Below are 26,210 nucleotides of genomic sequence, written 5' to 3' on the forward strand. Positions count from 1 at the left end.
CTGCTACCCCAGCTAAGACCATGATTTGACGAGCATTCGCGCACGGACGTTTCCGGGCGCCCGCGCAAAAACGCAATTTCTAAAAATTAGGCATATTTTTATGCGTCCGGCGCTTTCGAACGCGCTGCGCCTTCGATTGCCCGAAACACGTCGTTTCTCGAACCAACACTGCGCACGTGGCGCGCGCCGATCCACGGCTATGGCTGCAACCGGCGGCTCACTCGGCCAGCGTGTTCTTGTAGATCGTGCCGTCCTTCATGATGATTTTGAAGTTGGCCGGGTCGGCAATCAGGTTGATGTTGTCCAGGGGATTGCCGTCGACGAGCAGCACGTCCGCGAGCGCTCCCTGCTCCACGACGCCGAGCTTTCCCGGATAGGGATTGCGCTTGCCGGACAGCGCCAGCAGCTCGGCGTTGGTCGATGTCGCCATGACCAGAGCTTCGGCCGGTGTGTACCAGCGGGTCAGCGAGGCGAGGATGGCTCCCTGCTGCTTCGCGAGCGCCGCCGAGAACAGCACGTCTGTGCCCCACGCCGTCTTGATCTTGTACTTCTTCGCCAGCTCGTAGGTTTTGCCGATGCCGGGCCAGACTTCATCCGCCTTGGCGCGCTGTATCGAACCCTCCGGAAATCCGAGCCGCAAGTCCTCGGGCAGCGGCTGCATGCTGAGCCAGATGCCCTTGTCGGCAATCAGCCTCGCGGTGGCGTCGTCCATCAGCATGCCGTGCTCGATGCACCTCACGCCAACCGCGATGGCCCGCTGTATCGCCGCCGGCGTAAACGCGTGCACGGTGACGTAGGTGCCCCAGTTCTCGGCCGCTTCGACGGCTGCGCGAAGCTCGGCCTCGGTGAAGGTCGTGACGTCGATCGGGCTGAACGGCGATGACACACCTCCGCCCGCCGTCAGCTTGACCTGGGAGGCGCCCTGCATGAGCTGCTCGCGGGTGCGCAGGCGCACTTCATCGGGGCTGTCCGCAACCATGCTGCCGCCAAGTTGCTCCATGCGGGTGAGCTTGCCGCCGATCTGGCGCGGCAGGTCGGTGAGATCGCGGAAATCTCCGTGGCCGCTCGTGACGGTGATGACGGCGCCGGACGGATAGATGCGCGGGCCCTTGACGACGCCCTCGTCGATCGCGCGCTTGAGGCCGAACACCGGCCCGCCCACGTCGCGAACGGTGGTGAAGCCGCGCATGAGGGTGTCGGTCGCCTCGGCGCCAGCCAGGAGGCTTGTGTAGGTGACATCACCGAACGCCTGCATCGGCGTCACGCGGATCAGCGCCGCGTGCCAATGCGCATCGATGAGGCCCGGCATCAACGTGCGCCCGCCGCCGGCGATGATGCGTGTATCAGCCCGGCGATCCACCGGGATCGGCTCAGTCGACACGCGCTCGATGACGTTGCCGCGGATCAGCACATTGGAGGGCTGCGAGAGCGCCGCGCTTTTGCCGTCGAAGACCCGAACGTTCTCGAACACCGTGACGGCGCCGTTCGCCGGGACGGGCGCTGCCCCCTGGGCCCGAGCATCGGGAATTGGATCCAGTGCCGCGATGCAAGCGAGCGCCGCTGCGCCCGCTACAATGGCGCGGGCGCCGGCCGCCGAGCGCTTTGTCCTCGGCGAGGTGGCGTCCAGCAACGGCGCGAGAGAAGACGTGTGCATGGCGATCCTCCTCGTCGGCGATCGATAGCAAAGCAGCGTATCTCAGTCTTGAAGGGGCGGAAAGCGGCGCCTGGGGTGGGCAGGTGCTGGCCATTTGCGCGAACGATGCGCGCGCCATCTCCGCAATGCGCGGTGCCCGGAATGGATTCAATATTAACAAGCTGAAGAAAAATGGTCGGGGCAGAGAGACTCGAACTCCCGACTTCCTGCTCCCAACGCGCGTTCTGAGGATTCACGTGACGTTCGCGGTGTTATCAAACAGAGGCTTAGCGGCTAGTAAGAATGCGCTCGAGCCAAAAGTTGGCTCAACGCTCTCCCGCGTCCCAGTAACATCAAGCCGCATTAAGCCTGTCGCTTGAAGTTCGGAACCAAGCGAAGTTTTGGCTTTTCGGGAACGCGAGGCCCTGTTGGTACAAGACCGTGCATCTGCGCGAATTCGTTAGGGAACGTCGTCACCGCGTTTGCAATGTCCACAATCGTAAACCCTAAATCTTGCGTATGGGCCCGTATTAAGTCTGCGGCAAGTCGAGGTTGCTCTGGCGCGATATCGAACTCAACGGGTTCCCGAGTGCGATAAGGGCCGAAATCAATCCACAGTCGCCTCGCTGACTCGCCCTCTATTAAATCGACCGAGGATGCACGGTAGATCAGCGATGCAATTGAAACACGCCACTTTAATTTAAGTTTGCCCAGAGCAGGGATGGAGAGGCCTCGTCTCAAATCGGGTAGAATTCCGTTGCGCGGCATCAGCAGTTCAGATGCGAATTCATTGGCCTCTTTTTCCATAGCTTCGTCTGGGAAAGCGTGGAGCACGGCGTGGCCGAACTCATGTGCCAGGCTGAAGCGCATTCGGTCGGCAGGGCGGTTCTGATTGAGAAATATCACCGGGTCCATCCCAACCGGACGGAGAGTGAAACCGTCGACATCGGCCGCACCAAAATCTGCCTTGATCACCATTATGCCGCTTGCTTCGACGTAGCTGGTTAGATCAGCGATCGGCCCATCGCCTAGTTGCCAACCTGCACGGACAGCGATAGCAGCGTCGCGCGCGGTCGAGATCGCGCGGGCGAACTCAGCCGCACCTGATCGAGTTTTTACAATCTCGAACTTCGGCGTTTCAAATTCCGGATTGAGATCCACAGCATCGAGCAAACGTCTCAGCTGCAGAACGTAGTGATTACCTAAAGCAATCACGGCGCTTTCATCTCTTGCCGATACGGATGCTCGTTTGCGAAACGCCGCTGGATGCAAGCTTATGGGTTGTCGGTAAACCGTGTCCTGTTCGTAGAAAAACGCCACTGGAAACTGAAGGCAACGGGCAATAGACTTCAGCTGTTCAAGCCCTAGCTCTCCGCTTGCGTCATTCTCAGTTCTGGAAATCGCCGTCTGCGGCACTCCGGACGCTGCGGCGAGATCGGTCTGGGTCATGCGTCGGCGATTACGCGCCAGACGAACCATCTCCCCGTTTAACTTGCGATCCAGCATCTTTTTCCGTTCCCTTGCGAGCCTTTTTCACCTTGATCTCCGTGCCCCGGACCTTAGTTGCCCGGTCGAAGAGCGCGTCAGCGCCCTCAATTTTTGGCTCCGGAATGACGAGGGCGGGACGGGGGATGGCAACTTTTTGCCGGTCCACTTTGTCCGCATAAGCAAGAAACAGCTTGTCAATGCTAACGCGAGATTTTGCGAGGCAATAGCCGAGGAACATCAAAATTTGCTTCGGCGCCAAGCCTTCGAAGCCGGGCAGCGACGGTGCGGCCTCGTCCTCGATATCGACAAATTGATGCTGCGGTTTTCGAACGCCCCCCTTCGGCCCGGCATAGTGAAGCTCCAAATTTACTTCGCGCTCCAAGCCGCCAAGCTCGATAGTGCCTACGATCTTGTAGGCTGGCCCTTCTTCAACTCGGACGGCCTTCAGGCCGCACTCTTCGAGTTTTGATGCCATCGCCGCTTGCGGGATGGCCGAATGGATCGCGGCGCCGACGGCGGCCGGACTGGTGAGATCGAAGTGTTCAACGGAGTGGAGACCCTTGAGGGTCTTCTCGAGTTCAGCGGCGAGCTGCCAAATGCCGGCACCCAACCGTTCTCTCAGAGCTGTCAGAATCTCTGTACGGGTCATGGCAACCTCCAGGTCCGGCCTGAAGGCAAATTCGCCCGAGTCGCGCGATGGGCGCAAGGGGGCATTCAAATTTTATTCAGAAAATATCCGCGCGAGTGAATATTTTTTGCATCAGCCTGAGGTGCCACACAGGGTCAGACGCTACGACGAGCAAAGATCTTGAACGAAGGATGTTTCGTCGTCAACGGTAGTCGACTGCGGTTTCGGGCGGTAGCGATCACGGAGTGCCATTGAACGGCGATAAATGGCAGGCGCTCGACAAGCGCATTAGCGCAGATTAATCATGACGTTAGCTTCCGCCGCCCGCGCCGTAAAAATTTAACTCAGAATGACGACCCGGCCGAAACTCAGAATGAAACGGCTGAACGAGGTTAAGCCATTGAATTTATGGTCGGGGCAGAGAGACTCGAACTCCCGACTTCCTGCTCCCAAAGCAGGCGCTCTACCAGGCTGAGCTATGCCCCGTCTCAATGTCTGCGGTGATGGCGCCTGGCCGGCTCACCATCGGAAATTCAAAGCAGCATCGTCCGCACCATGTGCCGCGTCGCGCGGTCAGGGTCAAGCTTAGACCGCAAGCCGTGTCGCGCTTGAGGCAACTTGCCTCGATTCCTGCTGCCCGATCTCGTGTTCCCGAGCGCCTCGTCCCGAGCTACGGCGTGGCGCCAAACAGGCGGTGGCGCACCTTATCGCCGGGCTTCAGGCCCAACTGCTCGGCGCGACCGCCGGCAATCTCGAGAACGCCGCTGACGAGGCCTTCCGACGAGATCATCCGCTCCGAAAACGGCTCCGTGCGGGCCGCGATCCGATGCACAGTGCCGTCGGCGCGGATGAACACCATGTCGAGGGGAATGTAGGTGTTCTTCATCCACATCGTGATTTCGCGTTCCTTGCCGTTGTGGAACAGCATGCCCTTGTCGGCCGCAAGGCTGGTGCGGAACATCAGTCCCAGCGCCTGCTGCTGCGCGGTGGTCGCGATTTCAACGTCGAAGGTGTGGGTGCCGGTCGCCGAGACGACGTCGAGCCGCTCGGTCGTGAGCTTGGCGGCGGCGACTTTGCTATCGGCGTGCTTCGGAGGCTCGCCCGCAGCGAGACCCGGCGTCAAAACGGCAAGAAGGGCCGCGCCGAACGCAGCCCCTCTTCCATAGCGTGTTTCTGTCATGCGGCACCGGCGCTTGAGGCACGAAAGGCGTGCAGTTTTTGCAAACCTAAGGTGTTTCGAGGCGTCCTTGAAGTGCCGACACCGTCAGTGCGACGACGTGAGACCGGTCGTCGAGCCATCCGGCTTCAGCTCGGCCGCCATGCAGCCCTTGGAGCCCATGCCCCAGCGGACGTGAACGGTCTGGCCCGGGCGAAGCTCGGTGAAGCCGAAGCGGCGGAGGGTTTCCATATGGACGAAGATGTCCGGGGTGCCCTCACCCTTGGTCAGGAAGCCGAAGCCCCGGACCCTGTTGAACCACTTCACGATCACCCGCTCCCAATCGCTCTCTGGTTGCACATGAACGTGCGTCCGCTGAGGAAGGAGCGACGGGTGGATGGCCGTCGATTCGTCCATGGAGAGGATGTTGAAAGCCTGCATGCCTTTCGGGCGGCGCAGGACCTGGCAGTGGATGCGTGCACCCTCATAAGCGGTCTGATAGCCCCCAGCCCTCAAGCACGTCACATGCAAAAGCACGTCGGCGAGGCCGTTGTCGGGCACGATGAAGCCGTATCCCTTGGCAACATCAAACCACTTAATCATGCCGGCGATCTCGATTACTTCCAGGCCGCCTGCTTCGAGGCGTTCCAGTTCGCCCGCTTCCAATGCACTGCCGCCCGGAAACTCCGGAGGTAGCTTAGAATCCCCCATAATAGTACCCCGCCTTACTTGGTCTACGTTGAACAACTCATGCGTCTCTCACCGCAAATACAGCGTCAGCCCTCAACATCGGCCGTCTGCGTTTCTGAGACCGGCCAAGAATATCATTTGGGGCGGTCGAGGCTAGTGTTCGTGTCGTGGGCGGTGTTCTCACGACAGCCCTCTGACATCATGTCCACATGAAACTTGGTCTCTAAATATATGAGTTCGTTAACCAATTATTAGTATTCCGGGTTCACGGCAAAAAATCCGGGGCGGTGGAGATCGTTGGGCGGCGAACGCTGTTCAGCGTTCGTTGAGGTCGCAACACGACGATCTGCCGCCAACTGATTCGCGCCTGGAATGGGCCTCGGATGCGCTTTCTGTCCGTGATCCGCGCGCCCGCCAGACGCGACCGCAAACGCCCGCCCCCCTGGGGATAACTTCCACGCCCCAGCGCGATCTCGAATTGCGAGCGATCCGATGAACTTGGACGTCCGTGCTGCGGATGTTCTCATTCTGTCCTGCGTGCTGTTTCTGCAACATTCGGACAATGACGTATCCGGGACGGGTCTGTTCGGCATGCCGCGAGGCGGCGGACAGGGTCCCTCGAAGATCGCCCGGAGGTTGTAGAGAGCCTGGGCGCCGGCCCTTCCCTATTCTCTTTGCCCGCCATGTCGCTCTTTCTTTACGCGAGTGCGCGGCAGGCCCGGACAGGCGCAAGATACCGCAGGGCACGGGCCCATCTCAGAATTCCTTTCCGGGAGGATGCATGGTAGAACAATTTTTCTCTATCAGTCGGGTTTGGGAATGCGATCCTATTCTTATTTCTTCCCGCCCCTTTATCTAAGAACCATATTTCACTAACTTCCGGCGATCGGAGGATTTCCATGTCTGAGACACTGATTGGAGCGCGTGCCGGTGGTGTTGCCGGGGCGGCGACCGGCCTTGAATCGCCCATCCTTGACCCGTCCGTCGGACTGTCCGTCGACGGGCCGGCGCTCGCCGCGCGGCTCGATGCGGCGCTCGGCAGCCTGGCGACGCTCGAAGAGCGCCTGATCGCCATTGCCGACGCGATCCCGGGCCGGATCACGTTTTCGACCAGCCTCGGCCTCGAGGACCAGGCCGTGCTGCACGCCATCGCGGCGACGGGGCGGGCGTTCGACGTGTTCACGCTCGACACCGGGCGGCATTTTCCGGAGACGCTGGAGACGCTGGACGCGAGCGAGCTGCGCTACGGCCTCAACATCCGCGTCATCTTTCCCGACGCCGACGACGTGCAGATGCTCGTCGCGCGCGACGGCATCATGGGCTTTCGCCAATCGATCGAGGCGCGCAAGGCGTGCTGCGACGTGCGCAAGGTCCGCCCGCTCAACAAGGCGCTTGCGGGCGCCAAGGGCTGGATCACGGGCCTGCGGCGCGATCAGTCGGCAGGACGCGCCCATGTGCCTTTTGCGGCTTGGGACAACGATCATCAGCTCGTGAAGCTCAATCCGATCGCCGATTGGACGCTGGACGCTCTCGAAGCCTACATCGAAACGAACGCCATCCCCGTCAACCCGCTGCACGCGCGCGGCTTCCCCTCCATCGGATGCCAGCCGTGCACGCGCGCCATCCGCCCGGGCGAGGACATCCGCGCCGGCCGCTGGTGGTGGGAGAACGAGGACGGCAAGGAATGCGGGCTGCACAACCGCCCGAAAGCGAAAGAGACGCACGCATGACGCAAGCCATCTCCCATCTCGACCTGCTCGAAGCGGAAAGCATCCATATTTTCCGCGAGGCAGCAGCGCAGTTCCGCAAGCCGGTGCTGCTCTATTCCATCGGCAAGGACTCGACGGTTCTCCTGCACTTAGCGCGCAAGGCGTTCTGGCCGGGCAAGCTGCCGTTTCCGACGCTGCACATCGACACCGGCTGGAAGTTCCGGGAGATGATCGAGTTTCGCGACAAGACGGCGCGCGATTTCGACCTCGACCTGATCGTGCACACGAACGAAGACGGGCGTGCGAAGGGCATCAATCCGATCGACTATGCGCCGTCGGTCTACACCGACGTGATGAAGACTGTGCCGCTCAAGCAGGCGCTCGACAAGTATGCCTTCGACGCGGCCTTCGGCGGCGCGCGCCGTGACGAGGAAGCGAGCCGCGCCAAGGAGCGCGTGTTCTCGTTCCGCGCCGAGGGGCATCGCTGGGATCCGCGCCGGCAGCGGCCCGAAATGTGGCGACTTCTGAACGGCCGCCTCGGCGCCGGGGAGACGGTGCGCGTATTTCCGCTCTCGAACTGGACCGAACGCGACGTCTGGCGCTACATCCTGCGCGAAAAGCTCGACGTGGTGCCGCTCTATTTCGCGAAGGAACGGCCCACGATCATCCGCAACGGCCAGCTCCTGATGAAGGACGACGAGCGCCTGACCGTCAAGGCGGGAGAAGAGATCGTCAACCGGCGCGTGCGCTTCCGCACGCTTGGCTGCTATCCGCTCACGGCCGCAGTTGAATCGGACGCCGACACCATCGAAACCGTGGTCGCCGAAACGCTCGGCGCGCGCACGTCGGAACGCCAGGGCCGCCTGATCGATCACGACCAGGCAGGCGCCATGGAGAAGAAGAAGCAGGAAGGGTATTTCTGATGACACGTCCCAATGCCCTTCAGGAGAAGAGCGTGAAGAAGGCCAAGACGCCGCTCAAAGTCGTTGCCGGACAAGAGGCCGACACGCAGCCCGCGCCCTCCGATCTCGACAAGATCGCGCCTGAGCTTTCGGGCATGCTGCGCGTGCTGACCTGCGGCTCCGTCGACGACGGCAAATCGACGTTGATCGGCCGCCTGCTCTGGGATGCGACGGACCTCTACGACGACCAGCGCGAAACGCTAAAGCGCGGCAAGACTGTCGATGGCGGCAATCCCGATTTCAGCCTGCTCATGGACGGGCTCGTCGCCGAGCGCGAGCAAGGCATCACGATCGACATCGCTTGGCGCTATTTCGATACGGCCTCGCGCCGCATCGTCGTCATCGACAGCCCAGGCCACGAGCAGTACACGCGCAACATGGCTTCGGGCGCATCGCACGCCGACGTCGCCATCCTGCTGATCGATGCCCGCCACGGCATCAAGAAGCAGACCCGGCGCCATGCCGCGATCCTCGATCTCGTCGGCGTGAAGCGCGTCATCCTCGTCGTCAACAAGATGGATTTGGTCGACTGGTCGGAGTCGGCGTTCCGCAAGATCGAAGCGGATTTCGAGACGTTCTCGTGGCGCTTCGGGTTCTGGGAGGCGACCGCCATCCCGACGGCCGCCGTTTCGGGCGACAACGTCGCCGCCGCGTCGACGCACATGCCCTGGTACACGGGGCCGACCCTGCTGCAGCATCTCGAGCAGCTTCCGAGCCGCGTGACGGAGCCGAGCGGCCCGTTCCGCTTCCCGGTGCAGACTGTGCTGCGCGACAGCCGTAACGATTTCCGCGGGCTCGCGGGCACGGTCAGCGGCGGCAGCGTGCGCGTCGGCGAAACCGTGGTCGATGCGCTCTCGAAGCGCACGGCGAAGGTGCTGCGCATCGCGACCATGGACGGAGATTTCGACCAGGCGTCGCAAGGCCAGGCCGTCGCGATCCAGCTCGATACCGACATCGACGTGGCGCGCGGGGCGGTGCTCTCGAAAGCGGACTCGCGGCCGGTCGTGGCCCGCGTCGTGGATGCGCGCATGGTCTGGCTCAGCGAGACGCCCTACGATCCGCGCGGCTCGTACCTCCTGCGCACCGCGACCGACCTCACGCCGGTATCCAATCTCAAGATCCAGGCGCTGCTCGATCTCGAAACGCTGGAAAGCCATCCGGCCGAGGCCTGCTCGACCAACGACATCGCCATCGGCGAAATCGCGCTCGCGCGGCCCGCGGCCATCGACACGTTCGGTGAGGCACCTGAAACCGGCAGCTTCATGCTGGTGGATGCGATCACGGGTGCGTCCATCGCGGGCGGCGTAGTGACGGCGGCGAAGCCGGAAGCGGCGCTGGCTGACGAGAACACGTTCGTTCTCTCGCGCGCCATGCTGGAACGCGGCCTCAACACCGACCTTCGGGATCTTCCCGGATCGGAAGCGGAGTTCCGCCGCCGCGCCAACGAGGTCGCGCTCATCCTGCGGTCGGCCGGCATCAACGTCGAAATCGAGAGCGCGCCGGATTACTCGATCTAGCGCAACAGACGCTCGCAGTTGCGAAGCGGCGAGGTGAGACATTCGATCTCAACTCGCCGCGCCAACGGCGAATTTCCCCGTCGTCACAGCAGGTCATCTCTGCTATCGGTGGGCAGCAATAACGGAAACGCTGCCTACCATCATGGATGAAATCTTACTCTACGTGGCCATCGGCTTCGTGGCGCAGATGATCGACGGCGCCATCGGCATGGCGTACGGCGTGACGGCGACATCGGTGCTGCTCAGCACGGGCGTGCCGCCGGCGACGGCCAGCGCGTGCGTGCACGCGGCGGAGACATTCACGACCGGCGCCTCGGGGCTGGCGCACTGGAAGCTCGGCAACGTCGACCGAAAGCTGCTGTGGCGGCTGGCCGTGCCGGGTGCGATCGGCGGCGCGATCGGGGCGTATGCCCTTTCCGAATTCGACGGCGATACATTGAAGCCGTACATCGCCGTCTATCTGCTGGCCCTCGGCATCGTCATCATCTGGAAGGCGCTCGTGCGGCGTCCGCTCGAATCTCCGCAACCGCGTTCGGTCGCCCCGCTCGGATTTTTCGGCGGCCTGCTGGATGCCATCGGCGGCGGCGGATGGGGCCCGATCGTGACCTCGAGCCTGCTCGGCCAGGGCACGACGCCGCGCTACGCCATCGGCTCAGTCAACCTTGCCGAGTTCTTCGTGACGCTCACCATCTCGACGACGTTCTTTCTCACCATCGGCCTGGGGCTCTGGCCGATCATCACCGGGCTCGTGATCGGCGGCGTCATCGCCGCGCCGTTCGCGGCGCTCGCGGCCAAGCACGTGCCCGCCAAGGCGCTGATGCTCGTGGTCGGATGCGTCGTCATCGTGTTGAGCCTCAACACGATCGTCAAAGCTTTTACGTAACCGGCGAAGTGATCCCATGTTCGATACTTCGCTTCTTTCCCTCTGGCCCATGATCGTGTGCGGCGGCTTCGGTGTCGGCTTCCTCGTCGGCATGACGGGTGTCGGCGCGGGATCGCTCATGACGCCGTTTCTGATCGCGCATGTGGGCGTGCAGCCCACGCTCGCGGTCGGCACCGATCTGCTGTTTGCATCGATCACCAAGGCGTCGGCGGTCGCGCCGCACCACAACTTCGGCAACGTGAACTGGCGCATCGTGCGCTGGCTCGCGGCCGGAAGCGTGCCCGGGTCGATCGCCATGCTCGGCCTGATCGAGTGGCTCGAGCCCGACCTCGCGACGATGGCGCACGTCATCAAGAGCGCGCTGGTGGCGGCGCTGGTGCTGAGCTCGCTCGCGATCCTCGTCTACCCGTTCATCACGCGCACGAAAGAGATCGCGGACGGCGAGACGCAGGACGTCCGCCCCGTTCCGACGCTGTTACTGGGCCTGCTGCTGGGATCGATCGTCACGCTGACGTCGGTGGGCGCGGGGGCCATCGGCGTCGTCGTGCTGACGCTGCTCTATCCGGCGCTGCGGCCGCGCTACCTGATCGGCACCGACATCGTGCACGCGGTGCCGCTGACGCTGGTCTCGGGGCTCGGCCATCTCGGCATGGGGAACACGAACTTCACGCTGCTCGCCATGCTGCTTGCGGGATCGCTCCCCGGTATCGCGATTGGATCGCGCCTCACCGGTCGGCTCCCCGACAAGGCGTTGCGGTTCGCGCTGGCGGCGATCCTGCTGTTCGCCGCCTATCAGCTCTTCGCGAAGATCTGACCGAGCGTTCTGGCTCCTGTCATCCTCGGGCTTGTCCCAGCTGAGGGCTGGATCCTAGGCACAAGGCCTAGGATGACAGACCGTGCGAGCAGCGGACGGTGCGAGCGATCACGCCAGCACGACGTCGCTGTGGAAGGTGTTGCCGCCGAGCGTCGGCTTGATGATGCCGGCGCGAATGACGAAATCGCCGAAGCGCTCACCCTCGTTGCGCTCTTTCGCATAGCGCAGGAACAACGGCTCCAGCAGCTCGACGATGCGCGCCTTGCCGACATCCTGGGCGTAGAGCTTGTTGAGACGCGTGCCTTCGTGCGCCGCGCCGAGATACAGGTTGTAGAGCCCGGGCGAGCGGCCGACGAAGCCGATCTCGGCCATGTAAGGACGGCCGCAGCCGTTCGGGCAGCCCGTCATGCGGATGACGATGTCGTCGTCGCGCAGGCCGGCCTTGTCGAGCGAGCCTTCGAGGGTCGTGATGAGCTCCGGCAGGAAGCGCTCGCTCTCGGCCAGCGCCAGCGCGCACGTCGGCAGCGCGACGCACGAGATCGAGTTGCGGCGCAGGCCCGACGACGTTGCGATGTCGATGCCATGCTTCTTGAGCGTGGCCTCGATCTTCGCCTTCTGCTTGGCGCCGGCGTTGCAGATGATGATGTTCTGGTTGCCGGTCACGGAGAAGGTGATGCCGCCCGCCTCGGCAATCTCGCGGATCGCGGTGCGCAGGCGCTTGTCGGGCGTATCCTTGATGCGGCCGTTCTCGATGAACAGGCCAAGGTGCCACTTCTTGTCCGGCCCCTGCTGCCAGCCGAGCGGATCGCCCATGTGCGTGAACTTGAAGGGGCGGGCTTCGCCGAGCTTGTAGCCCAGCCGGCTCTCGACCTCGGCGCGGTACTTGTCGGCGCCGAAGCGCTCGACGGTGTACTTGAGGCGCGCGTTGGCGCGGTTCTCGCGATTGCCCCAGTCGCGCTGCACGAGCATGACCTTTTCAGCGACATCCACAGCCTGCTCGGGCGTGCAGAAGCCGATCACGTCGCCGGTGCGTGGGAACGTGGCGGTTTCGCCGTGCGTCATGCCCATGCCGCCGCCGATGGAGACGTTCCAGCCCAGGAGCGCGCCGTTGGCGTCGGTGATCGCAATGAAGCCGAGGTCATGGGCGAACACGTCGCCGTCGTTGACGGGCGGCACAGCGATGACGATCTTGAACTTGCGCGGCAGATAGTGGACGCCGTAGAGCGGCTCCGTGTCCGGCACGGCGGGACGCGTCATGTCCTCGACCTTTTCGCCTTCGAGCCAGATCTCGTGATAGGCGGTGGTCTTCGGCAACAGATGATCGCTGACCTTGCGCGCGAACTCGCCTGCGGCCGCATGCGCCTCGGAGAAGAACGGATTGGCGACGCACATGACGTTGCGATTCACGTCGCCGCACGCCGCGATCGTGTCGAGGCAGGCGGAGTTGATCGCCTGCATGGTGTTGCGCAGGTTCGACTTGATGACGCCGTGATACTGGAACGTGGCGCGCGTCGTCAGACGCAGCGTGCCGTTGGCATAGGTGCCGGCGATGTCGTCCAGCTTGATCCATTGGTCAGGCGAGACCAGGCCGCCCGGCAGACGCAAGCGGATCATGAAGCTGAAGGCCTTTTCCAGCTTCTTCTTGGCCCGCTCACCGCGCACGTCGCGGTTGTCCTGCATGTAGGAGCCATGGAACTTGATGAGCTGCGTGTCGTCGTCGACGATGGCGCCGGTTTCGACCTGGGCCAACCCTTCGGCAATGGTGCCGCGGAGATAATGGCTTTCCTCTTTGAGGAATTCGTTCTTCGAGCGTTTGTCGGTCATGGGTGTCTCGGGAGTAGGCAGAGAGGCAGTCGGCAGTGAGTGAGGCAGCAGGCAACCGGCAGCGAGCGTCAGGAACGTCGGCCGTGTGTTGCCCGCTGTCTGTTGCCTAGTACACGTCGCGTTGATAGCGGCCGGATTTGGCGAGTTCCTTGAGCTTGGTGCGGCCGGCTTCCTCGTCGCCCTTTGCGGACTGGGCAAGGATGCGCGCGAGCGTGGTGTCGACGTCCTTGGCCATGCCCTTCTCGTCGCCGCACACGTAGACGTGCGCGCCGTCTTCGAGCCAGCCGAGGAGTTCGTCGCGGCGCTCCCACAGGCGCGTCTGCACGTAGATCTTCTCGGGCTGATCGCGGGAGAACGCCACGTCGATGCGCGACAGGGCGCCGGAGGCGAGATGATCCTGCCATTCGAGCTGATAGAGGAAGTCGTTCGTGAAGTTGCGCTCGCCGAAGAACAGCCAGCTCTTGCCGGTCGCGCCCGTTTCACCGCGCTCCTCGACGAAGCCGCGGTAAGGCGCGACGCCGGTGCCTGCGCCGATCATGATGATCGGGCGGCTGCCGTCGGCAGGCAGCCCGAAGTGGCGGTTCGGCTTGACGTAGATGCGCGCGCTGCCGCCAACCTTGCAGCGGTCGGCGAGATAGGTCGAGGTGACGCCCTTGCGGATGCGGCCATGCGAGGACCAGCGGACGGCGCCGACGAGTAGATGTGCTTCGCCCTGATGCACCTTCTGGCTCGAGGCGACCGAATAGAGGCGGCCGGGCAGCGGACGCAGCAGCTTCACGAACTGGTCGGCGCTGAGACTTTCCGGGAAGCTCTCGAACAGATCGATCAACTGGCGGTCGGCCGAGAAGCGCGCCAGCTCGCCCTCTTCGAGCAGCTTGGCGACGTCCTTGCGGCCGGTCAGCTTGGCATAGCCGTCGACGAGCGGGCGCGAGAGCGTGGTGATGTCGAAGCTGTTGACGAGCTTCTTGTGCAGGTCGGCGTTGCCGGAGAGACCGACGGAGGCAAGGAGATCGGCCGCCAGATCGGGATCGTTGTCCGGAAAGAGCCCGATGGCGTCGCCCGGCTTGTAGGTGAAGGCGGGATCCTCGACGGCGAATTCGGCGTGCCAGGTCTCGCGCGTCGAGCCCGACCCGTTGAGATTGACGAGGGCCGTGATCTCGGCTTGAGCCGGGTTCTCGGCGGTGTAGCGCGGCTCGTCGTCCTCGGAGGCGCCGGGGCCCTTGAAATCGACATGCACGACGGTAGTCGCGCCCGCGGGCTCGGCCGGAGCGATGACTTCCAGCGCCTTGTCGGTCCAGGCGGCGGCGGCCTTCTGGAAGTCGAGGTCGAGATCCTGGCGGTCGGCAACGCGCGTGGCGCCCAGCGCTTCCAGGCGAGCGTCGATCTGACGGCCGGTCTGACAGAAGTTGACGTAGGCGGTGTCGCCGAGTGCGAGGACGGCGAAGCGCACGCCATCGAAGCGCGGCGCATCGTCGGCCATCAGGGCCTTGTGGAAATCGACGGCGCGCTGCGGAGGATCACCCTCGCCCCAGGTCGAGATGTAGACGATCAGGTTCTTCGCCTTGGCGATGGTGGCGGGATCGGCGTCGGCCATGTCGACGACGCGGACATCGAAGTTGAGCTTTGCGGCCAGCTTCTTGGTCTTGAGGGCCAGCGATTCCGTGTTGCCGGATTCACTGCCGTAGAGAATCGTGAGCGGCTGGCGGGCGCGAGGGGCTTGGGCGGGCGCAAGGACGCCGGCCGTCTGGCCCTGTGCAGCATCGAGCCCAGCCAGAAAACCGGACAGCCAGCTGCGCTGCAGCGGCGTCGCGCGCTGAACGAGCTGGTTCAGCGCATCGATGTCTTCAGCCGCGAACGGCGCATTCTTCGGCAAGTAAGGGACCGCGGCCACCCGCTCCTCCTGAAAATTCGTTGGAACAGGGCGCGGTTAGGATATCGACGCGACCCCGTCCTGGCGTCTTAGCAGACTTTGGTAAAGTGCACCCTACGTCGCCGACCCCAAGGTCATGGGGATGTACACCAACGTAGAATAATTTTCCATTGCTTTAAGGTCACATCAGCCAGATCGCAACTTTATTCCCCTTCGTGCTTTGGTATGAGCACGCCCTTCTATCGACGTGCCGATTTGCGCCATCGCGCCTCGGCCAGCAGGATCCGGCCGTATCCGGAGGGTCAGGCGGGGCCCGAAAATGCACCGCGCAGGCGCTGCGGGCGGGCGGGCCGGCGCGGGGGTGTTAACGGACTGGTAAATGCCTCCCTCGCCGCCCGGATCGCGCGTACTCACACGAACTCGTGACGCACTGTTACTTTTCTACAGGAAGGGTTTGTGGTCTTTTCTCACCATGGCGGACGGGCTTGACAAGCGAGGCCCCATCCGCAGACTGAGGCGGTCAAAAACGGCAACCTCGGTGGGCCCTGGCGGGGCCTTTCGATCAGCAAGCTTGCCGATTAGGAGGAGGAAATCATGAAGGTTTGGATGAAGCCCGCAGTGCGTGAGCAGGAAGTTGGCCTCGAGGTCACGAGCTACCTGCCGGCAGAGATCGACATCATCTAATTGATCCGCTCGCAAAGCGTTGATGCAGTATTGGCGCGGCGGTCGAAACATTCGGCCGCCGTCGCTATTTGCAACCTCGGCGCTAGCTGCGATTTGAGACCTCCACGCCGTCGCGACAAGCGGGGCGGGAGCTTCACTAGGTTCCATCTTTCGCGGCGCCGCTTTCGGCGAGGCACGCCGCTTCAAAGCGAACAGGTTCATGCACATCAGGATCCTGGGGGCGGCCGCTGGCGGCGGCTTTCCTCAATGGAACTGTAGCTGTCGCAACTGCGCCGATGTGAGACAGGGGAAGCCGGGGTTTAAAGCCCGGACCCAATGCTCGCTCGCGGTGAGTGCGAACGGGTCCGACTGGGTGTTGCTCAACACCGCCCCGGACCTGCGCCAACAGATCAATGAAACGCCCGAGCTCGGTGCACGGGCCGATGCGGGCCTGCGCAACAGCCCCATCAAGGCGGCCGTGCTGACGGGCGGCGATGTCGACTTCATCGCCGGGTTGCTCAACCTGCGCGAACTGCAGCCGTTCACCGTCTACGGCTCGTCGCGCGTCTTGAGCACGCTCAAGGCCAACTCCGTTTTCAACGTGCTCAATGCCGAGGTCGTGCCCCGCCGTGAGCTGCCTCTCGGGCAGACGACGGCGATCGCCGAGACCGGTCTCGACGTCGAAGCGTTCGCGGTGCCCGGCAAGGTCGCGCTGTATCTCGAAAGCGGCGCGGCGGATGCGAACTACGGCAGCCGGGAGGGCGACGCAATCGGACTGAAAGTAACCGCGCGGGCTTCCGGCAAGACCTTCTTCTACGTGCCGGGCTGTGCGGTGGTGGATGCGGACCTTGCCAGCCGGCTAAAGGGTGCGCCGCTCGTGTTCTTCGACGGCACGCTCTACACCGACGACGAAATGCTGCGGCAGGGCCTCATGAAAAAGACCGGCCAGCGCATGGGGCACATGAGCATCTCGGGGCCCGAGGGCTCGATCGCGGCCTTCGCGGCGCTCGGCGTCGGGCGCAAGATCTACGTCCACATCAACAACTCGAACCCGGTGCTGGACGACAACTCGCCCGAGCGCCGCGCAACAGAAGCGGCCGGCTGGGAAGTCGGCTACGACGGAATGGAGATCCGCTTATGAGCGAACGTCGATCACCCGCAGACAAGCCGGCGCTTTGGACGCCGGACGAGTTCGAGGCCGCGATCCGTGCCGTTGGCGCCGAGCGCTACCACGACAAGCATCCCTTTCATCACCTTCTGCACGGCGGCAAGCTCAACAAGGGGCAAGTCGCCGCCTGGGCCCTCAACCGCTACTGCTACCAGTCGGCCGTGCCGCGCAAGGATGCGGCGCTCGTCAGCCGCGTGCTCGACCGGCAGCTCCGCCGCGACTGGATCCACCGCGTGCTCGAGCACGACGGCCATGGCGAGGATCCGGGAGGGATCGAGCGCTGGCTGGTGCTCACGGATGCTCTCGGGCTCGACCGCGACTACGTGCAGGGCATGACGGGCGCGCTGCCGGCCACGCGCTTTGCCGTCGAAGCCTACGTGCGCTTCGTCTACGAGCAGCCGCTGACGGTCGCGGTCGCGTCTTCGCTCACGGAGCTGTTTGCACCCAAGATCCACAAGGAGCGCATTTCCGGTATGCTCGAGAACTACGACTTTATCGACGACCGGGTGATGGCGTACTTCAAGAAGCGGCTCGTGCAGGCGCCGTTCGATGCGGACTTCGCGCTCAACTACATCAAGGAGCACGCAAGCACCCGCGCGGAACAGGAAGCCTGCGTCGAGGCCGTGCGCTTCAAATGCAATGTGCTGTGGTCGCAGCTCGATGCGCTGCACCATGCCTACGTCGCGCCGGGATGGATTCCGCCGGGCGCGTTCAAGCCGGAGATGCTGAATGTCTGAACCGACGGCGCCGAAACCAGCTCCTACCCGCCTCATCGTGACGGGCGAGACCAAGCTCGTCATGCCGAGGCACAACAAGCTGCGCCACGATGCAGGGCGCGGCCGCTGGATCATCCTGGCGCCGGAACGCGTGTTCAACCCCGACGATACCGCGGTGGAAGTTCTCAAGCGTTGTGACGGACAACGTTCCGTGAGCGAGATCGCGGAGGCCTTGTCTCAGGAGTACCAGGCCCCACTTGACGTTGTAACAACCGATATCTTGGAAATGCTTCAGGACCTTACCGACAAGGGCGTCCTTATCAAGGCCCCATAACAGCAGAGGTCAAAACGGGCCGCTCGGCGCGCAGGCACGGCAGGACCAGAGGAAGGCGCATATGAACGAAATCGCACCGACCCACGTGACTGAGACCGCGATGCCCGACGTTGCCCGGGTTGCGGAGTGCGCGACATCGCCCGATCCGGGCACGGAGCCGGCGCTGTGCGCGCGGGCGCCGATCGGCATGCTTTGCGAGCTGACCCATCGCTGCCCATTGCAGTGCCCGTACTGCTCCAATCCGGTGGAGCTGGAGCGCGCCAACGCTGAGCTCACGACGGCCGAATGGCAGGACGTGATGCGTCAGGCCGCTTCGCTCGGCGTGCTGCAGATCCATCTCTCCGGCGGCGAGCCTACGGCGCGCAAAGACCTGGAAGACATCGTCCGCGTGGCGGCCGACGTCGGCCTCTACACCAACCTGATCACGGCAGGCGTGACGCTGACTCGCGAGCGGCTGGCGAAGCTGGTCGAGGTCGGCCTCGATCACGTGCAGCTTTCCGTACAGGATGTCGACCCGGAGAATGCCGACCGGATCGCAGCCTACAAGGGCGGCATGGCCAAGAAGATCCAGGTCGCAGGCTGGGTCAAGGAGAACGGCCTCCCCCTCACCATCAACTGCCCGATCCACCGGCAGAACATTCACAACGTGCCGCGCATGATCGAGTTCGCGGTCGAGATGGGAGCGGGACGCGTCGAGATCGCTCACGTCCAGTATTACGCCTGGGCGCTGATCAACCGGGCGTCGCTGATGCCGACGCGCGAGGCCTTCATGACGGCGGCCAAGCAGGTCGAGGAGGCGCGCGAAAAGTACAAGGGCGTCATCGTCATCGACGCGATCGTGCCGGACTACTACGCCAAGTTTCCGAAGCCCTGCATGGGCGGCTGGGCGCGCGGCATCGTCAACATCACGCCCTCGGGGCGGGTGCTGCCGTGCCATGCGGCCGAGTCGATCAAGGGCCTGCCCTTCGACAACATCAAGGACCGTCCGCTGGCCGACATCTGGCTCAACGGCGAAGCCTTCCAGAAGTATCGCGGCACGAGCTGGATGAAGGAGCCCTGCCGGAGCTGCCCGCGCAAGGAAATCGACTACGGCGGATGCCGCTGCCAGGCATTCGCGCTGACCGGGGACGCGGCCAACACCGATCCCGCGTGCTCGCTTTCGCCGATGCATGCCCAGTGGCAGGCGGTGGCGGAAGTCGAGAGCCACACGCCCAATGCCCCTGAGTTCATCTACCGACGCGTGGGCGGCGCAACAAAGAAACCGGAAGCCCACAACGCGTCTTGAGCGGAACCGAGCACTCGATTACAGGTTGATGTTGGGCCCGGGTGCGGCACTTTGTTCAGCCCGGGTTCAGGCGAAACTTGGCAGAATGCGACGATTGCTATGGCGTGCGGGAGCGCGGCTGGCAGCTCGACATGAAGAAAATTCGGAGGAACTGGAAATGCTTAAGTGGGTTATGGCGGCTGCCATGCTGGTAGTCGTGCCCGTTGCTGCGTCGGCGCAGGACGTCGAAGCTGGCAAGGGCGTGTTCAAGAAGTGCGCCGCTTGCCACCAGATCGGCGCCGATGCGAAGAACGGTCTCGGACCGTCTCTGCAGTGCGTTGCCGGTTCGAAGGCCGGTCATCATGCTGAAGGTTTCGCCTATTCCGACGCTCTCAAGAACTCCGGCCTCACCTGGGACGACGAGCATCTCCTGAAGTGGATGGAGAAGGACGACGCAGTCGTGAAGGGCAACAAGATGATCTTCCCGGCTGGCGTGAAGAACGAAGAAGATCGCGCCAACCTGCTCGCCTACATCAAGTCCGAGTGCAAGCAGTAAGCTGCTCGCTCTGTTTTTTTGAATTCGGAACGCCGCGGACCCCAAGCCGCGGCGTTTTGCTTTTTTGCGTCGTTTGCTTTTTTGCGTCGCTCGATCTCAGCGTGTGCTTAAGATCCGTCGAACGGCACGACATCGCTCGTGTCGGTGCGCTCGAGCCAATAGGCGAGCGTGTGGCCGGACAGCTCGAGCGCGGGCGCCAGCTCGGCGAGCGGCACAAGCACGAACCCGCGCTCCGTGATTCGCGGATGGGGCAGAATGAGATCCGGCTCGTTCAGCGTTACGCTTTTCGATGCCGCGTCGCGGTAGACCAGCACATCGACGTCGATCACCCGCGGGCCCCAGCGCCGCTCGCGCACGCGGCGCATCTCCTGCTCGACGCCGAGGCATCGCGCAAGCAGGTCATGCGGGACGAGCGCGGTGCGCACGGCGATGCAGGCATTGACGAACCAGTCCTGGTCCGTCACGCCCCACGGCGCCGTGCGATAGAGGCGCGAGGCGCCGGCGAGATGCACGTCGCCCGGCGCAGTCAGCAACGCGATCGCGCGTGCGATGTTGGCGGCCTTGTCGCCGATGTTCGAACCGAGCCCGAGCAGCGCTGTCCAGGACGGCTCCGCGGCGGGCCCTGGCTCAATCATACTTAATGTAGGCGAAGCGCTGGTCGGACGGCGTGCCCTCGAAGACGCCCTCGCCGGCCGGCTGCCAGTGCACGACCTCCTCGATCTTCTTGGCGAGGTTCAGGTCCTTGTCGGTGATGCCCTTGGCGGAATGGGTGACGAGGCGAACCTCGACCCAGGCATAGGACGCGGTGATGTCCGGGTGGTGCCAGGCGGCCTCGGCGAGGTGGCCGACGGTGTTGATCACCATCATTGTGCCTTTCCAGCTTGCCGTCTTGTATGTGCGCCGGATCCAGCCATCCTCCAGGCGCCACTGGGGGAGGTTCTCGGCCAGCCACGCCGTAACCTCGGCGTCGGAAAGTGCCTTCTCGCGCGGGCTGCTCATTGTGCTCTCTCCTCGTCTTTCGTAGACAAATGCAGACTAGTGCTGCGCTCTGGGCCGACCCTATAGAACACGTTTGGCGGTTTTGGAACTCAGGCTCAGCCGTTCAGCTATTATCTAAGCCTCTTCAAAGACGCACGCCGTGCCCCGCGGCTCACGCGGGTGGAGATGGCCGCTTTGAACATGTCACGCATTTCGGCAAAGGCGCATACGCATATGCACGACACACACGGGCGGCCGGACCCGGTCAACGGTTGCAGCGTTTCGGCGCCTGCACGGCTTCATCTCGGATTCCTGGATCTCAACGGTGGGCTGGGGCGGCGGTACGGATCGATCGGGCTCGCCCTCGATTCACCGGCCACAGATGTGCGCGTGACGCGCGCGGGGACGAACACGGCGACGGGGCCGGAGCGCGAGCGCGTGCTCACCGTTCTGAGCCGCTGCCAAGACGCTCTTGGGCTTCCCGGCGCCTACCATGTCGAGGTGGTTCACGCCATTCCGGCGCACGCGGGGCTCGGCTCCGGCACGCAGCTCGCGCTCGCGATCGGGCTGGCGCTCGCCCGGCTCGAAGGCCTCTCGTTCTCGCCGCAGCAGATCGGCGACCTCGCCGGCCGCGGCGCGCGTTCGGCTATCGGCATGGCCGCATTCGAGAACGGAGGCTTCATCGTCGACGGCGGCCGCGGCACGATCGACCAGCCGCCGCCGGTGCTGATGCAGATCCCGTTTCCGGAGGCCTGGCGCTGCCTGCTCGTGCTCGACCCGCGCGACCAGGGTGCGCACGGCGACCGCGAGACCAAGGCGTTCGCCACGCTCCCCGCGTTTCCGGAAGCTCTGGCCGACCGCCTTTGCCGGCTCGTTCTGATGCAGCTCGTGCCAGGATTGATCGAGGGAGACATCGCCGCGTTCGGCTCAGCGTTAACCACCATTCAGGGCATCGTCGGCGGTCATTTTGCTGCAGCGCAAGGTGGAAGCCCCTGGACGTCGCCTGCCGTCGGCCGCCTGCTCAAACATGCGGCAGAGCTCGGCGCGACGGGCATCGGACAGACCTCGTGGGGGCCGTCTGGCTTCGGATTCGTCGACAGCCAGGATGTGGCAGACCGCCTCTATCATTCTTTAGTCGGAGACGCTAAAGCGATGGGCCTCGACATCGCGATTGTGCGCGGCCGGAATGCAGGCGCCACGGTCACGACCGACGATGCCCCTCAGCGGCCATAAAAACCGAACGCCTTACACGAACGGGAGACGATTTATATGAGTGATGCGACGCCTATTCTGCACATGCTTTCGCCGCAGAAGCACATGAGCCCGTTCGACGTGAACATGGCCGCGGACGCCGGTTTCAAGGTCATCATTCCCTACATCAACGTGACGCTCGAAGAGACGACCGCGCTCGTGCAGGACGCCATCTTCTCGCGCCCGCCGGACTACGGCGTGCGCACGGGCATGTTCATCGGCGGCAAGGACGCCATCGTCGCCCTCGACATGATGGAAGCCGCGCGCAAGGCCATGGTGCCGCCGTTCCAGCTTTCCGTCATCGCCGACCCGGCCGGCTCGTTCACGACGGCCGCCGCCATGGTGGCCTGCGTCGAGCGCGTGCTGAAGCAGAAGTTCGGCCGCGGCTGGAAGGGCACGAAGGTCGCCGTGTTCGGCGCCACGGGCGTCGTGGGCTTCGCCTCGTCGATCATCACCGCGCTCGAAGGCGCTGACGTCACGCTCGTCGCGCATCGCGGCGTCGACCGCGTCATCAAGTCCGCCGCCGTCTCGAAGGAGCGCTTCGGCGTCGACCTCAAGGCGGCCAGCGGCGAGACCGAAGCGCAGAAGCGCGAGATCCTCGCCAATGCCGAAGTCGTTTTCGCCGCCGCCGCTGCAGGCGTGCAGGTGATCACGAAGGAAGACAAGGCGTTCGCAACGAACCTTCTCGTGGCCGCCGACGTCAACGCCGTGCCGCCCGCGGGCGTCGAAGGCATGGAGCTGTTCATGGATGGCGCGCCGCTGCCGGGCACCGATGCCTACGGCGTCGGCCCGCTCGCCATCGGCGACGTCAAGTACAAGACCGAATCCGGCCTCTTCAAGCAGATGCTGTCGTCGAACGAGGCCCTCTCGCTCGACTTCCGTCATGCCTTCGCGCTGGCCCGCCAGCTCGTGGCTTGACGGGCGAAACCGTCCTTATTGCCGCCTTTTCCGCGCGGGCGCTCGCAGCGTCCGCGCGGCGCGCCGGCTACAAGCCGCTGGTCGTCGACTGCTTCGGCGATCTCGATACGGTGGCGCTGGCTGAAGCGTCCCGCTGCCTGCCCGCACGCGTCCAGGTTGGGTTCACCGCCCGCCCGCTGATCGCGGCTCTCGAAAGTCTCGTTTCTGAAGCCTCTTCGCCGCCGATCGGCCTCGTGCTCGGCGGCGGCTTCGAGTGCAATCCGCGCCTGGTGGCGAAGCTCGCCGAGCATTTCACCCTCATCGGCAACGACGCCGAGACGATCTGGCGCGCGAAGCATCCGCAGCACTTTTTCCAGATTCTCGGCGACCTCGGCGTGCCGCACCCTGAGACGCGCCTCGACGCGCCCGAAGTCTCCGACGGCTGGCTCATGCGGCGGATCGGCGGCAGCGGCGGCCTGCACATTCACCCCTGCCCCGCCAAGCCGCGCCCCGACAAGCGGCGCTTCTACCAGCGCGTGGCGCAAGGAGCGCCCGTTTCGCTGCTGGGATTGGTTTCGGACAAGAGCGCTGCGTTCGCCGCCAGCCGCCAGTGGACCAATCCGCTGCCGCGGCGCCCTTATCGTTACGGCGGCGCGGTCGGCTCCTGGCCGCTCGATGAAGATCTCGAAGCGCGCATGATCGAGATGTCGCTCGCTGTCTCGGAAGCACTGTCGCTCAAGGGCATCGTCTCGTTCGACTATCTCGTGGACGATGGGGCGCCTCTGCTGCTTGAGGTCAATCCGCGGCCGGGCGCTACCCTGGACGTGTTTGACGACGCGTCCGGCACTCTATTCAAGGCGCACGTCGAGGCGTCGCGCGGCGGCGATCCCGCGGCCATTCTCTCGACCGAGTGGCATCCGCCGATCGCGCGGGCCGCCGCTTTTCTCTATGCCGACCGCGGGGGGCTCACCATCCCGGCGGTCGATTGGCCGGAGTGGAGCGCGGATCGCCCGTGCCCTGGGGGCACCATCGCCGCCCGCCAACCGCTCGCGACCGTGCTGGCCGAAGGGGACGACGCCAATACCGTGGCCGCCACCTGCGTTCAGCGCTTGGGCGCGCTCGAAGATTTGCTGTATGACCATTCAAACGAAAAAGGAGCTCAACAATGAGCAGCGGTTCCAGTTTTGCGCCCAGCGTCAACGCGCGGGCGGGGGTGCTGGTTGACGATCTCGTATTGGCTGCGGACGCGCTGCGCTGCGCCGTGACGACCGGCGAGGCCGGCGAGCGGTGCATCGATCTCGGCGCGAACGTGCCGGGCGGCCTGGAAGCCGGCCGCCGTCTCGGCGAGATCTGCATGGGTGGCCTCGGCACCGTGACGCTCACGTCGTCGTCGGGCCTCGAGCGCTGGCCGCTCGGCGTGGTCGTTCATTCGTCGAACCCGGTCATCGCCTGCCTCGGCAGCCAGTACGCGGGCTGGACCATCACGGACGACAGCGGCTTCTTTGCTCTCGGCTCGGGCCCAGCGCGCGCGCTCTCGCGTGTCGAAGAGCTCTACACCGAACTCGGCTACGTCGATAAGCACTACACGGGCACGCTGGTGATCGAGGGCGATACCGCGCCCCCGCCCGCCGTCGCCACGAAGGTTGCCGCCGCGTGCGGCATCAAGCCGAGCGACCTCACGGTGATGTATGCCCCGACGGGCAGCCTCGCGGGGACGGTGCAGATCGCCGCGCGCGTTCTCGAGGTGGCGCTGCATAAGGCGCATTCGCTGCACTTCGATCTCAACAACATCGTCGACGGCTACGGCGTTGCGCCGATCGCGCCGCCGGTGCCGGATTTCGTCAAGGCGATGGGGCGGACCAACGACGCCATCATCTACGGCGGTCGCATCCAGTTGTTCGTGCGGGGTACGGATGCGGAGGCTGAAAAGCTCGCGCAGAACCTGCCGTCCAACACGTGCTCGATCTACGGCAAGCCGTTCGCGGAGATCTTCGCTGCCGTCAACGGCGACTTCTACAAGATCGACGCGTCGCTGTTCAGCCCGGCGCTCGTGACGGTGTCGAACCTCGACACGGGATCGAGCTTCCATGCCGGAAAGCTCGCGCCCGATATCGTCGACGCGAGCTTCAAGTAAGACATCTCGACATCATGCCTCTCCCCACCGTTGCGGGGAGAGGGAGAACATCCTCGCCATGAACAAGCCGGTCACCACCACGGAACTCGACAAGGCGACCCTTTCGGGGCCGCGGATCGTGCTGTTCGTGGAGGACGGCTCGGGCGACTGGCATGCGCGGCGCCTCAAGAAGGCCATGGAGGCGCGCGGTGCGCAGGTCGTCACGACGACACTCAGCGCGTGCGCCTTCGACACATCCTGCCCGAGCGGTCTCGACATCCCCGGGTTCGACGGCCTGCTTCCGGACGGGGCGTTCGTGCGCTCCGTCTCGACGGGGACGCTCGAGCAGATCACGCTGCGTCTCGGCATTCTTCATGCGCTTCGCGAAAGCGGCGTGCGCGTGTGGAACGATGCGCGCGCCATCGAACGCTGCGTCGACAAATCCACGGCGACGTTCCTGTTCCAGAAGGCCGGCCTCGCCACGCCGCCGACGCGCGTGGTGGAGACGCTCGCGCGTGCGCAGGCTCACCTTTCGGCCGATCCGCGCCCGTTCGTTCTGAAGCCGCTGTTCGGCAGCCAGGGCAACGGCGTGAGGCGCGCGCACAGCGCCGATGAGCTGCCCGCGCCCGAAGAGGTCGGCGACGTCTACTACATGCAGCATTATCTGCGGGCGCCAGACGCGACGCTGTTCGAGGATTGGCGGGTCTTCGTATCGAAAGGCCGCCTTCTTTCCTCGATGGTCCGGCGCGGCAAGAGCTGGATCACGAACGTGCACCAGGGCGCGGAGCCGATCGCGCACGAGCCGTGCACCGAGATGAGCCAACTCGCGCTTGCCGCAGTGGCGGCGATCGGAGCGGACTACGCGGGCGTGGATCTCATCCGCGACGCGTCCGGCCGGCTGATGGTGCTCGAGATCAATTCGAACCCGGCCTGGAAGGGACTGCAGAGCGTCACCACGATCGACATCGCGGACACGCTGGCGGCGGATTTCCTCGCGGCCGTCACGAAAGTTTCGGCTCGGTGATGGCGCCCATCACATACGTCGGCCTTGCATTCCTCGCCCCCTTGCGGAGAGGGGGGAACCCAGACCGCCGAA

At 64.2% G+C, this 26,210-nt stretch carries 25 protein-coding genes and 1 tRNA gene; 16 read left to right on the top strand and 10 right to left on the bottom strand.

Features of this window, described 5'->3' with window-relative positions; translation table 11 throughout:
- Positions 1-217: 217 nt before the first annotated feature.
- The 6 genes from K2Y42_RS03050 to K2Y42_RS03075 form a co-directional block, all read right to left on the bottom strand.
- A complete protein-coding gene (locus tag K2Y42_RS03050; protein WP_291148297.1) occupies positions 218-1,654 on the bottom strand; it encodes an amidohydrolase family protein in 1,437 nt (478 codons plus the stop codon).
- A gap of 342 nt (positions 1,655-1,996) precedes the next feature.
- A complete protein-coding gene (locus tag K2Y42_RS03055) occupies positions 1,997-3,139 on the bottom strand; it encodes an ImmA/IrrE family metallo-endopeptidase (protein WP_291148299.1) in 1,143 nt (380 codons plus the stop codon).
- A complete protein-coding gene (locus tag K2Y42_RS03060; protein ID WP_291148301.1) occupies positions 3,093-3,770 on the bottom strand; it encodes a hypothetical protein in 678 nt (225 codons plus the stop codon). The genes K2Y42_RS03055 and K2Y42_RS03060 overlap by 47 nt, the downstream gene beginning before the upstream one ends.
- A gap of 388 nt (positions 3,771-4,158) precedes the next feature.
- Positions 4,159-4,235: transfer RNA gene (locus K2Y42_RS03065), tRNA-Pro, on the bottom strand.
- A gap of 184 nt (positions 4,236-4,419) precedes the next feature.
- A complete protein-coding gene (locus K2Y42_RS03070; protein ID WP_291148304.1) occupies positions 4,420-4,929 on the bottom strand; it encodes a DUF192 domain-containing protein in 510 nt (169 codons plus the stop codon).
- A gap of 84 nt (positions 4,930-5,013) precedes the next feature.
- Positions 5,014-5,508 (bottom strand): cold-shock protein, encoded by a 495-nt coding sequence (locus K2Y42_RS03075; RefSeq protein ID WP_291150165.1) that lies wholly within the window; start codon positions 5,506-5,508, stop codon positions 5,014-5,016.
- A 986-nt stretch (positions 5,509-6,494) separates the two neighbouring features.
- Here K2Y42_RS03075 and K2Y42_RS03080 point away from each other — a divergent pair.
- The 5 genes from K2Y42_RS03080 (at position 6,495) to K2Y42_RS03100 (ending at position 11,480) form a co-directional block, all read left to right on the top strand.
- Positions 6,495-7,325: a phosphoadenylyl-sulfate reductase gene (locus K2Y42_RS03080; RefSeq protein ID WP_291148309.1), complete on the top strand. Its 831-nt coding sequence runs from the start codon at positions 6,495-6,497 to the stop codon at positions 7,323-7,325.
- Positions 7,322-8,227 (top strand): sulfate adenylyltransferase subunit CysD, encoded by a 906-nt coding sequence (gene cysD, locus K2Y42_RS03085; protein ID WP_291148312.1) that lies wholly within the window; start codon positions 7,322-7,324, stop codon positions 8,225-8,227. The genes K2Y42_RS03080 and cysD overlap by 4 nt, the downstream gene beginning before the upstream one ends.
- The gene (locus tag K2Y42_RS03090) at positions 8,227-9,783 is read left to right on the top strand and encodes a GTP-binding protein (RefSeq protein WP_291148315.1); all 1,557 of its coding nucleotides are present in this window, start codon (positions 8,227-8,229) and stop codon (positions 9,781-9,783) included. Before cysD ends, K2Y42_RS03090 begins: the two co-directional genes overlap by 1 nt.
- Positions 9,784-9,925: 142 nt before the next feature.
- A complete protein-coding gene (locus K2Y42_RS03095) occupies positions 9,926-10,666 on the top strand; it encodes a sulfite exporter TauE/SafE family protein (RefSeq protein WP_291148318.1) in 741 nt (246 codons plus the stop codon).
- A 16-nt stretch (positions 10,667-10,682) separates the two neighbouring features.
- On the top strand, positions 10,683-11,480 hold the full coding sequence (locus tag K2Y42_RS03100; protein ID WP_291148321.1) for a sulfite exporter TauE/SafE family protein: 798 nt from the start codon (positions 10,683-10,685) through the stop codon (positions 11,478-11,480).
- A 108-nt stretch (positions 11,481-11,588) separates the two neighbouring features.
- Here K2Y42_RS03100 and K2Y42_RS03105 read toward each other — a convergent pair whose 3' ends face one another.
- Entirely contained in the window at positions 11,589-13,304 is a 1,716-nt protein-coding gene (locus K2Y42_RS03105) for an NADPH-dependent assimilatory sulfite reductase hemoprotein subunit (RefSeq protein ID WP_291148324.1), read from the bottom strand.
- A 106-nt stretch (positions 13,305-13,410) separates the two neighbouring features.
- The gene (locus tag K2Y42_RS03110) at positions 13,411-15,195 is read right to left on the bottom strand and encodes a flavodoxin domain-containing protein (protein WP_291148326.1); all 1,785 of its coding nucleotides are present in this window, start codon (positions 15,193-15,195) and stop codon (positions 13,411-13,413) included.
- 573 nt (positions 15,196-15,768) lie between these two features.
- On the opposite strand from K2Y42_RS03110, the gene pqqA reads away from it, so the two are divergent.
- The 6 genes from pqqA to K2Y42_RS03140 all read left to right on the top strand — a co-directional run bounded on the left by pqqA (position 15,769) and on the right by K2Y42_RS03140 (position 19,875).
- Complete coding sequence (gene pqqA, locus K2Y42_RS03115; RefSeq protein WP_023786421.1) at positions 15,769-15,858, top strand: pyrroloquinoline quinone precursor peptide PqqA; 90 nt, start codon at positions 15,769-15,771, stop codon at positions 15,856-15,858.
- Between the two features lie 199 nt (positions 15,859-16,057).
- Positions 16,058-16,978 carry a pyrroloquinoline quinone biosynthesis protein PqqB gene (pqqB, locus tag K2Y42_RS03120; RefSeq protein WP_291148335.1) on the top strand — a complete coding sequence of 307 codons (921 nt, stop codon included), beginning with the start codon at positions 16,058-16,060 and terminating at the stop codon, positions 16,976-16,978.
- A complete protein-coding gene (pqqC, locus tag K2Y42_RS03125; RefSeq protein WP_291148337.1) occupies positions 16,975-17,742 on the top strand; it encodes a pyrroloquinoline-quinone synthase PqqC in 768 nt (255 codons plus the stop codon). The genes pqqB and pqqC overlap by 4 nt, the downstream gene beginning before the upstream one ends.
- Positions 17,735-18,055: a pyrroloquinoline quinone biosynthesis peptide chaperone PqqD gene (gene pqqD, locus K2Y42_RS03130; protein WP_291148339.1), complete on the top strand. Its 321-nt coding sequence runs from the start codon at positions 17,735-17,737 to the stop codon at positions 18,053-18,055. Before pqqC ends, pqqD begins: the two co-directional genes overlap by 8 nt.
- A gap of 61 nt (positions 18,056-18,116) precedes the next feature.
- Positions 18,117-19,340, top strand: a complete 1,224-nt coding sequence (gene pqqE / locus K2Y42_RS03135; protein WP_291148341.1) for a pyrroloquinoline quinone biosynthesis protein PqqE — start codon at positions 18,117-18,119, stop codon at positions 19,338-19,340.
- Between the two features lie 157 nt (positions 19,341-19,497).
- A complete protein-coding gene (locus K2Y42_RS03140; protein ID WP_291148343.1) occupies positions 19,498-19,875 on the top strand; it encodes a cytochrome c family protein in 378 nt (125 codons plus the stop codon).
- 107 nt (positions 19,876-19,982) lie between these two features.
- On the opposite strand, the gene folK is transcribed toward K2Y42_RS03140, so the two are convergent.
- Together folK and K2Y42_RS03150 are read right to left on the bottom strand one after the other, a co-directional pair.
- A complete protein-coding gene (gene folK / locus K2Y42_RS03145; RefSeq protein WP_291148345.1) occupies positions 19,983-20,510 on the bottom strand; it encodes a 2-amino-4-hydroxy-6-hydroxymethyldihydropteridine diphosphokinase in 528 nt (175 codons plus the stop codon).
- Entirely contained in the window at positions 20,503-20,874 is a 372-nt protein-coding gene (locus K2Y42_RS03150) for a 4a-hydroxytetrahydrobiopterin dehydratase (RefSeq protein WP_291148347.1), read from the bottom strand. The genes folK and K2Y42_RS03150 overlap by 8 nt, the downstream gene beginning before the upstream one ends.
- A 180-nt stretch (positions 20,875-21,054) precedes the next feature.
- Here K2Y42_RS03150 and K2Y42_RS03155 point away from each other — a divergent pair, with 180 nt between their 5' ends.
- From K2Y42_RS03155 to K2Y42_RS03175, 5 genes are read left to right on the top strand one after another with little or no spacing between them, the layout of a single operon-like run.
- On the top strand, positions 21,055-22,086 hold the full coding sequence (locus K2Y42_RS03155) for a beta-ribofuranosylaminobenzene 5'-phosphate synthase family protein (RefSeq protein ID WP_366512333.1): 1,032 nt from the start codon (positions 21,055-21,057) through the stop codon (positions 22,084-22,086).
- Between the two features lie 36 nt (positions 22,087-22,122).
- On the top strand, positions 22,123-23,022 hold the full coding sequence (locus tag K2Y42_RS03160; RefSeq protein ID WP_291148349.1) for an NAD(P)-dependent methylenetetrahydromethanopterin dehydrogenase: 900 nt from the start codon (positions 22,123-22,125) through the stop codon (positions 23,020-23,022).
- Entirely contained in the window at positions 23,019-24,170 is a 1,152-nt protein-coding gene (locus K2Y42_RS03165; protein ID WP_291148351.1) for an ATP-grasp domain-containing protein, read from the top strand. The genes K2Y42_RS03160 and K2Y42_RS03165 overlap by 4 nt, the downstream gene beginning before the upstream one ends.
- Positions 24,167-25,135: a methenyltetrahydromethanopterin cyclohydrolase gene (gene mch, locus K2Y42_RS03170; protein WP_291148355.1), complete on the top strand. Its 969-nt coding sequence runs from the start codon at positions 24,167-24,169 to the stop codon at positions 25,133-25,135. The genes K2Y42_RS03165 and mch overlap by 4 nt, the downstream gene beginning before the upstream one ends.
- A gap of 58 nt (positions 25,136-25,193) precedes the next feature.
- The gene (locus tag K2Y42_RS03175) at positions 25,194-26,138 is read left to right on the top strand and encodes an ATP-grasp domain-containing protein (protein ID WP_291148358.1); all 945 of its coding nucleotides are present in this window, start codon (positions 25,194-25,196) and stop codon (positions 26,136-26,138) included.
- The last annotated feature ends 72 nt before the right edge of the window (positions 26,139-26,210 follow it).

Source organism: Hyphomicrobium sp. (assembly GCF_019744875.1).
GTDB lineage: Bacteria > Pseudomonadota > Alphaproteobacteria > Rhizobiales > Hyphomicrobiaceae > Hyphomicrobium_C.